Genomic DNA, 12,866 nt, shown 5'->3' on the forward strand with positions numbered 1-12,866 from the left:
GAGGGCATATGAAAATACCTCTTCGAGTCGGCGGTTCCGGCGAATCCGGTCGGGGAGGTCGTCATCGCGTCGTCCTCTCCAGGTCCACGAGTTGGCTCTCCTCTCCGGACCTGTCCGGCTTCGATCCGTCGACGTGTTCGATCCCAGTCACTGTCAGCCGTCGTGCCTCGATGTCCTCGATCACCGCGCCCCAGCCACCGACCGTCACCGAGTTCCTGTTCCGAATTTGGGATCCCGGAGTGGTGTCGACCACGTCGACGTTTTCGATGTGGACAGTCACCTGCCCGGCGAGCTGTGTGAGCGGGATGTCGCCGTCGTTGGCCTCTCCCACGTACGTGAGATCACACACGATCCCCTCGACGGTGACCGCTCCCCCCGTTTCGGTGTCGTAGCCGTCGACGCGGGCCGTCACCGTCGCGCCGTCGTCCACGAGCGGCTGCACCTCCCTGACGAACCGGCGGATGTCGGTGTAGGAAAGCGGCGGCTCGACGTTCCGGTCGTCGTAGACGACGGGCCACACCTCCCACAGACAGGTCCGGAAGTACCAGTGGAACACGTACGAGAGGGTGTGGTCGTCGACCAGGACGCCGTACTCGTTCAGCGACGCACGGTGTGGGGAAAAACAGGTCCGCGTCCGGTCGACGAGCGCGAGGAACGGCGTCGGAAGCCGCCGGTGACGGATTTCCGTGACGACCCCTTCGAACCGGTCCTCGTCGGGCAGTGCGGAGATGTCTTCCTCCCGGCCCGTGTGGATCGACACCTTCACCAGCGCTCCCGACTGGTGGGCAGACTCCAACGCCGGCTCCAGCTCCCGGTATCCCTCCGGGGTCACGGCGACCTGTACCTCGTTTTCCGCCTCCGAGATCACGTGTGCCGCCCGGTCGAACACCGTCTGGAACCGCTTTACGATGCTGACTCGGTGGTCCTCGATGTCGGGTTCTTCCCAGCGGTTCTGGATCTCCGCAGCGGCGTCCTCGAGCCGGCTCGCACGCCGCCTCAGGTCCTCGAGAACTCCCTCCGGGTTACACGCCCGTACCTGGAGGCTCTCCTGGTCGTACGTCTCGACGTACCCTCGGTCCTCGAGGTCTCGGAGCACGTCGTATATCCGTGCAGTCGGGACGTCACAGGCTGTCGACACCTCCGTCACGCTCGCGGAGCCGAGCCGAAGGAGGGCCGTATACGCATCCGCCTGGTACTGCGACAGACCCGCCTCCTCGAGCGCGCGACGCAAGTCGGCAGTTTCCATATCGCTCACTCGGACTCCGGGTACGTTAATCCCCTTTTCAGTAGCGTTACACTTCAGCCGGTCGACATCGCACGGCGGGATCGAGATCGGGCTGTCAGTCGTCCGTCTAGCGATCGGGGCTGTAGTTCGGTGCCTCGTCGGTGATCATCACGTCGTGGGGGTGCCCTTCGGTCTGACCCGCAGTGGAGACGCGAACGAACTCGGCTTCTGCCTTCACTTCGGGAATCGTCGCTGCGCCCACGTAGCCCATCCCCGACCGCATCCCGCCGACCAGCTGGTAGAGTTCGGAGGCCAGCGTTCCTTTGTACGGCGTCGCCGCCTCAACTCCTTCGGGAACGAACTCCTCGTCGTCTTCAGTGTCCTTGAGGTAGCGGTCGCCGCCGCCGGACTTCATCGCGCCGACCGAGCCCATCCCACGGTACTGCTTGTACTTCTTGCCGTTCATGGTGATGATTCGGCCGGGTGCCTCCTCGGTGCCCGCAAAGTAGGAGCCGAGCATGACGGCGTCGGCGCCGGCGGCGATCGCCTTGATCGCGTCCCCGGAGTAGCGGATTCCGCCGTCGGCGATCACCGGGACGTCGTGGTCGGCCGCCACGTCGGCGACCTCCGCGACGGCGGTGATCTGGGGCATCCCCGCCCCCGACACCACACGGGTGGTGCAGATCGATCCCGGGCCGATGCCGACCTTGAGGCCGTCCGCGAAGTCGACGCAGGCCTGTGCGGCCTCGCGGGTGCCGATGTTGCCGACGACGACGTCGGCGTCGACCTCGGCTTTGATCTCCCGGGCGGTGTCGAGCACGTTGAGGTTGTGGGCGTGCGCACAGTCGATGAAGATCACGTCCACCTCGGCCTCGTCGGCGGCGCGGGCCCGGTCGGCGTCGAACGGGCCGACTGCGGCGCCGACCCGGAGCCGACCGTCCTCGTCGCGGGCGGCGTGTTCGTGTTCGCGCCGCTGGAGGATTCCCTGCATCGTCACCAGCCCCACCAGCCGGTCGGCCTCGTCGACGATGGGGACGCGCTCGATCTTGTAGTCGTACATCAGCTCCAGCGCCTCCCGGGCGGTGACGTCCTCGCCGGCGGTGATCACCTCGTCGGTCATCGCCTCCCTGACGGCGTCGGACTCGCCGACCTCGAGGTACGGTCGGATGTCGGTGCCGGAGATGATCCCCAGTACGGTGTCGTCGTCGGCGACGACCGGGGCGCCCGAAACCCCCTCTCGCTCCATCATCGCGTCGACCTCCCGGACCGTCTGCTCCGGTCGGGCGGTGACGACGTTCTCCCGCCGGATCACCAGCTCGTGGGCCCGTTTGACGCGCTGTATCTCCTCGACCATCTCCTCGTCGGTCATGTTCCGGTGGAGCACGCCGAGTCCGCCCTCGCGAGCCATCGCGATCGCGAGTTCGCTTTCCGTCACCGTGTCCATCGCCGCCGACAGGACGGGGACGTTCAGCTCGACGTTCTTCGAGACCCGGGTGCTCACGTCGGCCTCGTCGGGTTCGACTCGGCTCTCTGCGGGTCGAAGCAGTACGTCGTCGAACGTCAGTGCCTCCGGAACGCGGAGTTTCTCCGAGAAGGGTTCGTCGCCGGAAACGTCTCTCTCCATGTAAGTCGTCGAGGTGGGAGCTGGAAAAGCGTGTCGAAGGTCGGCCGGGGACCTTTATGTTTCGCTCGGACGAACCCATACATATGTCAGGAATCGTCTTCTTCGCCACCGAGCGACACGACGCAGTCGTCGACTTTTATACCGATACGGTCGGCGCGGACGTCTGGCTGGAACAGCCCGGCTGTACGATCCTCGAGTACGCGGACGGGGAGGGCGACGACGCGTTCCGGTTCGGCTTCTGTTCCCGGGACCGCACCGACGACTGTGGGATCTTGACGTTCGTGTACGACTCGAGAGAAGCGGTCGATCGGATGCACGACCGGATCGGCGACGCCGCCCTGGAACAACCTCACGAGAACGAGCGCTACCGGATCTACCAGTTCTTCGCCGAGGACCCCGACAGGCGGACCGCAGAGTTTCAGACGTTCCTCCACGACGTCGACCTGTGATCGGCGATCACAGGGAGGCGTCGCTGGTGCCGGCGTCATCCTTGGAATCGACAGTGGCTGATTCGGCCGAGTCCAGGTCGATCCACTCGAACCTCGGCTGGGGATCGCGTCGCTCCTCCAGCGCCTCCTGGAGCCGATCGGTCAGCTCCCCCCGGAGCCAGTCGGCGTCCTCGTCGTCGTAGTCGACGGCGGCTGCACCGCTGCCGGTCAGCGAGAGGGTGCCGGCGGTGTCGGCGTGGACCGTCGCGATGTTCCATCTCCGCTGGAAGATCGTCCGGGTGTCGATCACGTTCTGGATCCGGTAGTACGGCACCGCCTTGATCTCCCGACGCCAGAAGCCGTTGCGCGTGAGGAAGTGGTCCTCCCCGAGCCAGTACCCCCTGTGTTTCCACTTGAGGTGGGCGGCTGCCGGAACGAACACGAGCAGACCCAGGACGTACGGCCAGGGAACGTCGAACCCGAGATACCGGTCGACGCCGTACGCGATCGCGGTTAGCACGCCGATCCCGATGCTGTACCGGAACGCGTACCGGCGTCGGGTGCGTCCCGGGGGGCGTTCGAACGCGGGGGTGCCGAACTCCTCGACCTCGTTTGCCAGCCGGTGGATCCGATCCGTCCGGGCGATCGGCACAGCGACCTGCTGGCCCCGCCCCTCGCCGCCGCCGGGGGCGTAGCCGGCTGTCTCGATCACCAGCGTCGCGTAGCCGAACGTCCGTTTCAGCGGGTTGTCCTGAACCGTGATGGACTGGACCTTCTCGGAGGGGATCGAGCCGCTGAACCGGCGCAACAGGCCCCGCTCGTACCGAAACTCGTCGCCCGATCGGGTGAGCCGGAACCCGTAGTAGTTGGTCACCGCGATCGCGACTCCCAGTATCCACGAGGCCGCAAACAGGCCGACGACGACCACCAGTCCGGTGATCGACAACAGCAGCGCCTCGGGGTCCGGGAGGAACTGCTGGAACACCGGAAACGATCCCGACGCGAGGAACACTGCGAGCCCCAGCAGCCGCGGATCGAACGACAGCGCCCCGACTAACCCGAGTTCGGTCGGCGAGATGGCGTACAGCAGAGTTTCCTCGATTGGCTCAGCTTCCGCCCCGTCGTCTAGGTCCCCCCTGACGTCGGATTCGACCCGGCGTTTGCGCCGCTGGAGCTCCGACTGGAGCCGTTTCGCCTCGCCGGGGGAGACGTACCGGATCGATCCTTCCGTCGAACTACCTCCCGCAGTCTCCAGGTTGACGGCCGCGATCCCGAGGAGCCGCTGGAGCACGTTCCGGCTGATGTCGACGTTCTGGATCCGTCGATACGGGATCTCCCGCTCGCGGCGGGAGACCACGCCCGACCTGATGTCCAAGGTGTCGTCGGTGAGCTCGTACTCGAAGCGTCGGTAGTAGGCGACCTCGTACCCCACCGCGAGCAGGACCGCGCCGACCGCGAGGGGGACGACCACCGGGACCCCGGCGACGTCGCCGCCCGAGCCCGCAGCCACGACGAAAAACGCCGCGATCAGGAGGCTCGAGGCCTTCTGGAACGCCCGGTACGGGATCGAAACCGGCGACAGCTTCACACCGCGTCCTCCCCCTCGGCCCGGATCGCGAGCCGCTTCAGTCGTTCGCGGAGCTGATCCGCCTTCTCCGGCGTCAGCCCCGGTATCCGAACGTCCGCCCCCCGGGAGCCGGCGGTGTAGACGACACAACTCGCCAGACCCGTGGCCCGCTCTATCGGTCCCCGGCGGGAATCGACATGCTGGATCCGAACCAGGGGGACGACGGTGCGGACCTGGGTGATCACTCCTCGCTCCAGATAGATGTCGTCCTCGCGGATCTCGTATCCCCACCGCCGGTAGCGGGCGACCGCGAAGACGATTCCCAGAAAAAGCACCGCACCCGGAACGGCTGCTGCAACGTACTGGGACAGCCCGAAGAAGGCGTATCCGGCGCCGGCCGGGACCGCCGCGAGAGCCGCGAGCAACAGCGAACGGAGCGCCCAGACGAACTGTATCCGTGGATGTAGTCGGTTCATCGCTTCTCCTCCGCTCGGAGCGCTACGGGGGTTCGACGCATCGGTGATTGTGGGGGATTGGATGCGGACGCCTATAAGTATCCGCAGTACCGTTGTGGCCCCGTCGGGGCCAGCGACTTCGGGTTCGTCGATCAACCCCGGTCGGTCTCGGCATCGAACACCGCCACGTCGGCCGGCCGGATCCGCACCTCGACTCGCGTCCCCCGGTTCGGCGGTCTCGCCGCCCGTTCCGCGACGAGTTCGTCCCCGGTTTCGAGTTCGACCGTGACGTCGTACCGGCGCCCCACGTCGGCGACGCGGCGGACGACGGCCGGGAGCGAGAGGACGTCGCCGACGGGGGTTCGATCCTCGTCGACGGGGTTTTCATCGCCATCGTCGCCGCTGCCGTCGGTCACGCCCACTGAAAGCGACACGTCTTCGGGACGGACGTGGCAGTCGACGTTGCCCGATACTGGCTGCGGTTTGCCCCCCTCGGGAAGTCGCGCGGCCTCGCCACCGACCGCGATCGTCGGCGTCGGTCCGCCGGTCACCGTCGCCGAAAGCGCGTTCGACCGGCCGAGAAACGAGGAGACGAACGGTGTCGGCGGCGACTCGTACAGCTCCCGTGGCGGACCGATCCCGGCGACCCGGCCGTCGTCCATCACGACGAGGCGATCCGCGAGCGACATCGCTTCCTCCTGGTCGTGGGTAACGAGCAGCGTGGTCACGCCGGTTTCCGACTGTATTCGAGCGATCTCCTCGCGCAGCCCGACCCGGAGGGACCGATCCAGCGCCGAGAGCGGTTCATCGAGCAGCAGCACGTCGGGTTCGGGGGCGAGCGCCCGGGCGAGTTCGACGCGACGCTTCTGCCCGCCGCTCAGCTCTCCAGGGTACGCCTCCCGCTGGTCCGGCAGTTCGACGAGCTCGAGGAATCTGGTTACGGTTTCCTCCCGGCGTTCCGGCGGAACGTCCCGGGCTTTCAGCCCGTATGCGACGTTCTCCTCCACCGTGAGGTGGGGAAAAAGCGTCGAATGCTGGAAGACGATCCCGACCTGTCGATCCTCGGGAGGATCGTCCGTGACGTCTACTCCCCGCAGTCGGATTCGCCCGCCCGACGGCCGGACGTGTCCCGCGATCGCCTGGACGATCGTCGTCTTGCCGCAGCCGCTCGGTCCGAGCACCGCAACCAGTTCGCCGCCCTCCAGACCGACCGAAACGCCGTCGACCGCCAGCTCCTCGCCGTAGCGGTGCGTGAGGTCCTCGAGTTCGAGAATCACCGTTCGATCACCGTCGGCACGCGACCGAACCGTTGGACGAGCGCGAGCACCCCGAGCGTGATCGCGAACAGCGCGACCGCAAGGGGAACGATCGCGTCGATCCCGCCGGCGATGAACTCCACCCAGATCCGGGTGGGCATCGTCCGCGGGTTGTACGCGACCATCATGGTGGCGCCGAACTCGCCGATCGCCCGCGCGAACGTGAGGATGATCCCCGCGATGATCGCCCCTCGGGCCAGCGGCAAGGAGACGTTCCAGAACGTCGACACCGGCCCGTACCCCAGCGACCGGGAGGCCTGCTCGACCCGGACGTCGATCGCGCCGAAGCCGGCCCGGGCCGTGATGATGACGAACGGCGCGGCGACGAACAGCTGTGCGAGGATCACGCCCGCGAGGCTGTCCGTCAGCGGGAGCCCGACGGCGGCCGCCGCCGATCCAAGCGGCGTGAACCGCCCGACTGCCGTCAGGATCATCGCGCCGCCGACGACCGGTGGGACGATCAGCGGCATGATCACCAGCGCCTCGACCACCCGCTTGCCGGGGAAGGATTTCCGGGCGAGCACGTACGCGAGCGGGACGCCGAGAACGGTCGCGATCGCGGTGGTGACGGGGGCAGTGAGAAGCGAGTTCCGGATCGCAAGCTGCGCCTCCGGCGTGGCCAGTCCCGAGAGTACGTCGGCGGTCCCGGTCCGGTAGAGGAACGTCACGAACGGCAACAGGAAGTACGCGAGGATCAGCCCGCCCAGAAGCGCGGGCACCAAAAGCTCGGGAACGCGGATCCCGCGCCACACCGGTGTCCGACGTTCGAAGCTCACGGCGCCACCTCCGCGGGCGGCTCCCCGAACGCTCGCGGCAGCGAGTCGGGGACGGAAAGCCCGGCATCGATCAGGATCTCCGGCCTGTCCATCAGGAACTCCACGAGCTGACGACCCGCGTCGGGGGTGTCAGCCTCCGCCGGCACGGCTGCGTTGTACAGGATCGGCCGCCCGACTGCCTCGTACCCCTCTTCGTCGGTGACGAAGACCGCCCTCGCGTAGTGATCGGAAAGCTTCGGCTCCGCGAAGTTGTACGCCGGCGGGAACTCGTAAAAGGGCATCCCGTGATCGACGGCCATGTTGCCGTAGACGACCGCGCCGGCGCGTGCGCCCGTCGAGACGCCCGCCATCATCTGTGGCTCCTCGGGCTCCCGGTAGGTCAGCTCGAGCAGCTCCTCGCGGAACCCGTCCAGCCCGTACTCCGCCTCGGCGAGCTCGAACGCCTGTACCGCCCGGTACCCCAGCGGGTCCAGGTCCGGATCGCCGATAGTGAGGTCTCCCTCGGGCAGTCCCCGCACCAGTTCGTACCACGGCTCGTCGCGTTCGAGGCCCTTGCCGAGGTCGGTGTCGGGGTTGTAGCCGATCCCGAGCACGTTCGTCGCGAACTCCACGTCCCAGTCGACGAACCCCTCGTACAGGCGGTCGCGAAGGAGAGTCGCGTCCGCGCTCACGACGACGTCCGGGTGTTTGGTCCCGTCTTCGACCATCCGCATCACCGCGTTCGACCCGTAGTACTCGCCGTGGAGGGCGACGCCGGTCCGTTCCTCGAACGCCGGCCCGACGTGGTCCTCGAAGGTGTGCGCGAGGCTCCCGGCAGCCAGAACGCTCACGGACTCGGCGGCCGATCCCAGACAGCCCGAAAGCGCCGGAAGGGCGACCCCCGCCGTGATTCCTGTCCCGAGGTCGCGGAGAAACCGACGCCGACCGTGACCGGATCCATCCGGCTCCGCGACGGCGGAACGACGGCACCAATTTCCGGTGGCCTCCGCATCCTCATGTCGCTTCATGCTTCTACGTCTGACTCCGGGCCTCATATAACCACCTAGGGTTATCTCTCTGTGAAAATAAACTAAATATGGTTACAATACGCCAGCTGTGTCTTCCTCACGCGCCAGTTCGTAACCGGTTCCGTTCGTACTCGGCGATAGTGGTCTGTTGTCCTCGGCGAGAACGATCTGGTGACTGATGCGATCGGAGTCCCTTCTGGAAGACTCAAAGGGGCGTTTGTGCCTTGCCAACTTATAGGGCAATCTCGCGCAGACGTCGGAGTATGCAGAGACGAACCCTCGCAGTCGCAGCACTTGTGCTCCTGCTTTTCGCGGCCGGCTGTGTCGGTAGCGCACCGCTCGAGGACGACGCGGACTCGGCGGCGATCGAAGAACAGGTCGAAGCGGAACGGTCTGCAGACGTCGCTGCCGACGACGCGGACGTCGACATCGAGGGGGAGACATTCTCGACGACGGCCACGACGGGCTCGACGACAGCCCCACAGCCGGCGCCGGACAGGGATCTGATCTTCACCGGCAGCGTCGAACTCGAAGTCGATTCCTACGAAACAGCCGACGGGGAGATTCGAAAGATCGTCGCCGACCACGACGGGTTCGTGAGCGACTCCACCAGGCAGGTCCACGAGCGGGACAACGAGACGTGGACCACCGGCGAACTCGTGGTCCGGGTACCGAGCGACTCGTTCGACGAGGCGATCGACGAGATCGGCGGCGTCGGCAACGTGCAGTCGGTGTCGACCGAGTCCGAGGACGTGACCGACCAGCTGGTCGACATCGAGGCGCGCCTGGAGAACCTCCGGGCCGAGCGGGACCAGTACCGGAAACTGTACGAGCAGGCCAACGAGACCGAGGACGTGCTCGCAGTCCAGGAGCGGCTGTCCGCCACCCAGGAGGAGATCGAACGGCTCGAGGCCCGCCAGCGCGCCCTCGAACAGCAGGTCGCGTACGCGACGATCACCGTCTCGCTCGCCGAATCGACGCCGGAGCCGGAGACGGCCGATCCCGACGCCTGGTACGACACGCCAGTAACGGAGGCGTTCCTCGAGTCGATCTCGGGCGTGGCGACCGTGCTACGGGCGAGCGTCGTCGCGGCGGCGTACGCCGCGCCGTACGCGCTGACGTTCGGAGCGCCGTTCCTCGTCGCGCTCGGTGGCGTGCTGGTCTGGCGGTCGCGGCGGTGAGGTGCTGGTCTGGCGGTCGCGGCGGTGAGGCCGACGGAATCCACGCAGTGCTTTTCAAAAGCGGCGTTTCGCGTCGTCGTCGTGGCCGAGCGCCTGTCGCAGAAACGACATCCACCGTTTCCGGTCGGCCGCCTCGTTGCGTCGCTGTTCGGCTTCGAGATCGACCGGCCCGAGCTGTTCGAGCGCGTCCAGGGCGCGGTCAATCCCGACGATCGACTCCGCGAGCCGTTCGCCCTCGGCGTAGCTCATCTCCTCGGTTTCGAGCCGGTCGAGCCGTCTGCGGCGTTCCCGGCGGAGGTTCCGCTTTGCGGTTTCGACCCGCTCTCGCTCTCCCGACGGGATCGTCTCCCGGCGCTTGATCTCGAAGACGAACGACCGCAGCTGGATCTCCTCGCCGTCGAGTTCGATCGTCTCCGGGATCGACGCGCCGACCGTGGCCGCCTCCCGATTCACGCGTTCGAGCAGCCCCTTGCGCTGATACTCTTTCACCGCAGCGTAGGGGTTGACACCACGGACGCTTAAGCGTCTGGACCGTGGACTGTCAGCCGATGCTGGAGCTGGAGCACGGGTTCCGGATCGTCGACGTGGGTGTGCGCCTCGATCCGGACCGGGAGGCGGTCACTCGACGGGGGCGGGACATCACCCCCGAACGGCTCGAGCGGGAACTCCACCAGGCCGGAGTCGTTCGCGCGGTCGTTGCACCTGGACCCAGAGAATCGGGCGGGTATCTCCGGATGAACAACGCCGTCGCGCGGTTGAGCGTCGATCGACCGTTCATGGCGTTCGCACGGGTGGGGGGTCCCCGCGTCCCCGACTCGTCGACGATCGGCCGGGTCCGGAACCTCGCTGTCAAGCGGGAGCCGTATCACGCCGATCCGGAGGACGTCGAGCAGTACGCCTACGACGATCGGTTCCACGGGTTCCTCCTCGATCCTGCCCGGGACGGACTCCCGGAGGCCGACGTCCTCGAGATGCTCGCGGACGTCGGTTCCCCCGTGCTCGTCAGAGGCGGGGTTCGATTCCCTCCCCAGGCGGTCGCGGAGTTCGTCCTCGACTACGAGTTTCCGGTCGTCCTCTCCGGATTCGGTGGATTCCCGCTGAACCGGGAACTCATGGCCGAGTCGATCGAACTGCTGTCGGCACACGACGAACTCTACCTCGACACCCGGTTCGTCAGGTATCGCGATCCGATGGAACGGGCGCTCCGCGAACATCCCGATCGGGTGCTGTTCGCCAGCGGGGCACCCGATTCGCATCCCGACGTTGCGGTGATGGAGATCCTCACGCTCGACGTTCCCGAGGACGCGATGCGGCGGGCGTTCTCGAAGAACCCCGGACGGGTGATCCCGGGGCTCGCCGGGAGCGAGTGACGGGTGCCACGTCCGAACTCCACGGGTTCGGGTCGTTATCACGCCTGAAAGTTCGCGGGAAAGCGTAAAGGCCACGCGCTACCCGGGAACAATCGATGGGGGAATCCGTCGTCGCCGACTTCGTGGGGCGGGTCCACACCGCCGACGTAGCCGGGAACGAGCCCGTCGCGGGGCGAGTGTTGCTCAGCCAGCGTCGACTGGTGCTCGCCACCGACGAGGTCAAAACGACGGTGCCGCTCTCGTCGGTGTTCGACGTCGCCGTCGGGACGGTGCCCGGCGACCTCCAGTCGTTTTTCAGCGACACCGTCACCGTCGCGTACACCGACGGGAACGCGCGACGGACTGCGGTTGTCGAAGGGAACCCGGAGCCGATGGAGCGGTTCACGACGGTGCTTTTCAAGGCGCTGTTGCACGACGTCACGGCGTCGGTCCGCCACCCCGCGAAGGTGGGTGGGCGCGTCACCGACGAACCGGACCAGCGGGCGGCGATCAAACTCGGCGACGGGGAGCTGAGCTTCGTTGGCTGTCGGGAGCCGTTTTCGATCGATCTCTCGACTGTCGTCGACTACGAGCGGCTCCAGCGGACACTCGAGGGCGAGACCCGACCGACCCTGTCTGTTCGACACGTCCCCGAGGGGACCCCGGTGACGTCGCTCGTCACCGTCCCCAGCGAACGGACGCTCAACGTGATCGGTCGGTACGTCAAACTCGAGTACGGCGAGGTGATGGAGGAGGTGTACGAACTCGATCCGACCGAGGAAGAGCTCCAGATCCTCGTCACCCTCTACACCGCCGACGGTGACGTGACCGTCTCCGACATCGTCACCGGCGACGCCACGCGGGCGTCGATGGTGCTCGAGGGGCTCCGGGACCGGGGGCTCGTCGTCGACGGGGAGGGGGGACCGACGCTGACGCCGAAAGGGCAGATGGTCGTCAGTACGTATCTGGAGTCGGTAAACGGGTGAAGCAGCCGGCCCCTGTCGCAGACAGACCACGGATCACTGCTCGTTTCACGGATCACTGCTCGTTCATCGCCTCGCTCGCGATGTTCCGGCCGCGAGCGTTGAGCGCGACTTCCCGGCGAACCCTGACTTCCTCGACGACGTCGAGTTCGATCAGTCGCTCGAAGATTTCCTCGACGTCGTCGACGTCCATCCCCAGAAACGCGGGGATCTCGAACGGTGACACACCCGAGTACAGCGCCATCAGCACTTCCCGTTCGCGCTCGTCGAGATCGACGTTCGTTTGGCTCCGTTCGACCCCCTTGTCCAGCCACGACTTGACGAACCGACACCGGCGCGGCGGCCCGGAGATGTGGGTTTCGATGCTCGTTCCCTCCTCGTCCGTGTGAGAGACCTCCAGGACCGGCTGTTTCTCCCCGTCGATCGTCCGTTCGGTCGTCTCGAGCCCGCTTATGTCGTCGAGGTCGAGGTTCACGAACGCGCCGCTCTCGAGGGCGGCGCTCAGCCCGTCGCCGTCGAGTTTGATCCGTGCCCGCTCCCAGGTGGCCGCTTCCTTGACCACGCCGCCGGCAACTGCCGGATGTTTCGCCCGCACCATCCGCTGGTCGAGCAGCGCCCGGTAGACGTCGCGCTCGAAGCTCTCGTGGTCGCCCGCGCTGACGAGGATCACCTGCTCGCCCAGATCGAAGCTCACGTAGCCGGCGACCCTGGTGATCTCCTGGTTCGCGTCGTGTCTCCCGCCGAGGCTCTGCAGCTTCGACAGCGGGATCGTCCGCTTGCCGTTGTTGCTCGCGAGGATTAGTCGCCGGTTCGAAAGCAGGATCCGACCGGACGTCCAGGAGACGTCGTTGACGGCGCGCCCCTCGTTGACTGCGATCGCGAACCGACCGGTCGTGTCGGCGATCTTGTATTCTTCGTTGCTCACGAACCGTCACCTCCGTTCATGGCGGAGCAC

The 12,866-nt window shown here is 66.7% G+C and carries 12 protein-coding genes and 1 pseudogene; 4 read left to right on the forward strand and 9 right to left on the reverse strand.

Features of this window, described 5'->3' with window-relative positions; translation table 11 throughout:
* Positions 1 to 61 precede the first annotated feature (61 nt).
* Together RH858_RS14880 and guaB are read right to left on the reverse strand one after the other, a co-directional pair.
* Positions 62 to 1,246 carry a TrmB family transcriptional regulator gene (locus RH858_RS14880; protein WP_310562298.1) on the reverse strand — a complete coding sequence of 395 codons (1,185 nt, stop codon included), beginning with the start codon at positions 1,244 to 1,246 and terminating at the stop codon, positions 62 to 64.
* A 106-nt stretch (positions 1,247 to 1,352) separates the two neighbouring features.
* Positions 1,353 to 2,849 (reverse strand): IMP dehydrogenase, encoded by a 1,497-nt coding sequence (gene guaB / locus RH858_RS14885; RefSeq protein ID WP_259534349.1) that lies wholly within the window; start codon positions 2,847 to 2,849, stop codon positions 1,353 to 1,355.
* Positions 2,850 to 2,932: 83 nt separating this feature from the next.
* Here guaB and RH858_RS14890 point away from each other — a divergent pair, with 83 nt between their 5' ends.
* Positions 2,933 to 3,298 (forward strand): VOC family protein, encoded by a 366-nt coding sequence (locus RH858_RS14890; protein ID WP_259534350.1) that lies wholly within the window; start codon positions 2,933 to 2,935, stop codon positions 3,296 to 3,298.
* A gap of 67 nt (positions 3,299 to 3,365) precedes the next feature.
* Here the strand turns inward: RH858_RS14890 and RH858_RS14895 are convergent.
* The 5 genes and pseudogenes from RH858_RS14895 to RH858_RS14915 all read right to left on the reverse strand — a co-directional run.
* Positions 3,366 to 4,865, reverse strand: a pseudogene (locus RH858_RS14895) (PH domain-containing protein); the annotation flags it as partial.
* The gene (locus tag RH858_RS14900; RefSeq protein WP_259534351.1) at positions 4,862 to 5,320 is read right to left on the reverse strand and encodes a PH domain-containing protein; all 459 of its coding nucleotides are present in this window, start codon (positions 5,318 to 5,320) and stop codon (positions 4,862 to 4,864) included. The gene RH858_RS14900 and the pseudogene RH858_RS14895, both read right to left, overlap by 4 nt.
* A 131-nt stretch (positions 5,321 to 5,451) precedes the next feature.
* A complete protein-coding gene (locus tag RH858_RS14905) occupies positions 5,452 to 6,576 on the reverse strand; it encodes an ABC transporter ATP-binding protein (protein WP_310562299.1) in 1,125 nt (374 codons plus the stop codon).
* Complete coding sequence (locus RH858_RS14910; RefSeq protein WP_310562300.1) at positions 6,573 to 7,391, reverse strand: ABC transporter permease; 819 nt, start codon at positions 7,389 to 7,391, stop codon at positions 6,573 to 6,575. The genes RH858_RS14905 and RH858_RS14910 overlap by 4 nt, the downstream gene beginning before the upstream one ends.
* On the reverse strand, positions 7,388 to 8,398 hold the full coding sequence (locus RH858_RS14915) for an extracellular solute-binding protein (RefSeq protein WP_310562301.1): 1,011 nt from the start codon (positions 8,396 to 8,398) through the stop codon (positions 7,388 to 7,390). The genes RH858_RS14910 and RH858_RS14915 overlap by 4 nt, the downstream gene beginning before the upstream one ends.
* A gap of 263 nt (positions 8,399 to 8,661) precedes the next feature.
* On the opposite strand from RH858_RS14915, the gene RH858_RS14920 reads away from it, so the two are divergent.
* Positions 8,662 to 9,579, forward strand: a complete 918-nt coding sequence (locus RH858_RS14920; protein WP_259534355.1) for a DUF4349 domain-containing protein — start codon at positions 8,662 to 8,664, stop codon at positions 9,577 to 9,579.
* Positions 9,580 to 9,633: 54 nt separating this feature from the next.
* Here RH858_RS14920 and RH858_RS14925 read toward each other — a convergent pair whose 3' ends face one another.
* The gene (locus RH858_RS14925) at positions 9,634 to 10,068 is read right to left on the reverse strand and encodes a DUF5788 family protein (RefSeq protein WP_310562302.1); all 435 of its coding nucleotides are present in this window, start codon (positions 10,066 to 10,068) and stop codon (positions 9,634 to 9,636) included.
* A gap of 59 nt (positions 10,069 to 10,127) precedes the next feature.
* Between RH858_RS14925 and RH858_RS14930 the strand changes: the two genes are divergently transcribed.
* Together RH858_RS14930 and RH858_RS14935 are read left to right on the forward strand one after the other, a co-directional pair.
* The gene (locus tag RH858_RS14930; protein WP_259534357.1) at positions 10,128 to 10,949 is read left to right on the forward strand and encodes an amidohydrolase; all 822 of its coding nucleotides are present in this window, start codon (positions 10,128 to 10,130) and stop codon (positions 10,947 to 10,949) included.
* Positions 10,950 to 11,044: 95 nt separating this feature from the next.
* A complete protein-coding gene (locus RH858_RS14935) occupies positions 11,045 to 11,914 on the forward strand; it encodes a CheF family chemotaxis protein (protein WP_310562303.1) in 870 nt (289 codons plus the stop codon).
* Positions 11,915 to 11,966: 52 nt separating this feature from the next.
* Here the strand turns inward: RH858_RS14935 and RH858_RS14940 are convergent, their stop codons facing one another.
* Complete coding sequence (locus RH858_RS14940) at positions 11,967 to 12,836, reverse strand: CheF family chemotaxis protein (protein ID WP_259534359.1); 870 nt, start codon at positions 12,834 to 12,836, stop codon at positions 11,967 to 11,969.
* Positions 12,837 to 12,866 lie beyond the last annotated feature (30 nt).

The sequence above is a fragment of the Halalkaliarchaeum sp. AArc-GB genome, from assembly GCF_031432225.1.
Classification (GTDB): domain Archaea; phylum Halobacteriota; class Halobacteria; order Halobacteriales; family Haloferacaceae; genus Halalkaliarchaeum.

What these genes read in the sequence shown, in the direction of transcription:
- RH858_RS14880 (WP_310562298.1), bottom strand. Translation starts at nt 1,246, where the DNA reads ATGGAAACTGCCGACTTGCGTCGCGCGCTCGAGGAGGCGGGTCTGTCG.
- guaB (WP_259534349.1), bottom strand. Translation starts at nt 2,849, where the DNA reads ATGGAGAGAGACGTTTCCGGCGACGAACCCTTCTCGGAGAAACTCCGC.
- RH858_RS14890 (WP_259534350.1), top strand. Translation starts at nt 2,933, where the DNA reads ATGTCAGGAATCGTCTTCTTCGCCACCGAGCGACACGACGCAGTCGTC.
- RH858_RS14900 (WP_259534351.1), bottom strand. Translation starts at nt 5,320, where the DNA reads ATGAACCGACTACATCCACGGATACAGTTCGTCTGGGCGCTCCGTTCG.
- RH858_RS14915 (WP_310562301.1), bottom strand. Translation starts at nt 8,398, where the DNA reads ATGAAGCGACATGAGGATGCGGAGGCCACCGGAAATTGGTGCCGTCGT.
- RH858_RS14920 (WP_259534355.1), top strand. Translation starts at nt 8,662, where the DNA reads ATGCAGAGACGAACCCTCGCAGTCGCAGCACTTGTGCTCCTGCTTTTC.
- RH858_RS14930 (WP_259534357.1), top strand. Translation starts at nt 10,128, where the DNA reads ATGCTGGAGCTGGAGCACGGGTTCCGGATCGTCGACGTGGGTGTGCGC.
- RH858_RS14935 (WP_310562303.1), top strand. Translation starts at nt 11,045, where the DNA reads ATGGGGGAATCCGTCGTCGCCGACTTCGTGGGGCGGGTCCACACCGCC.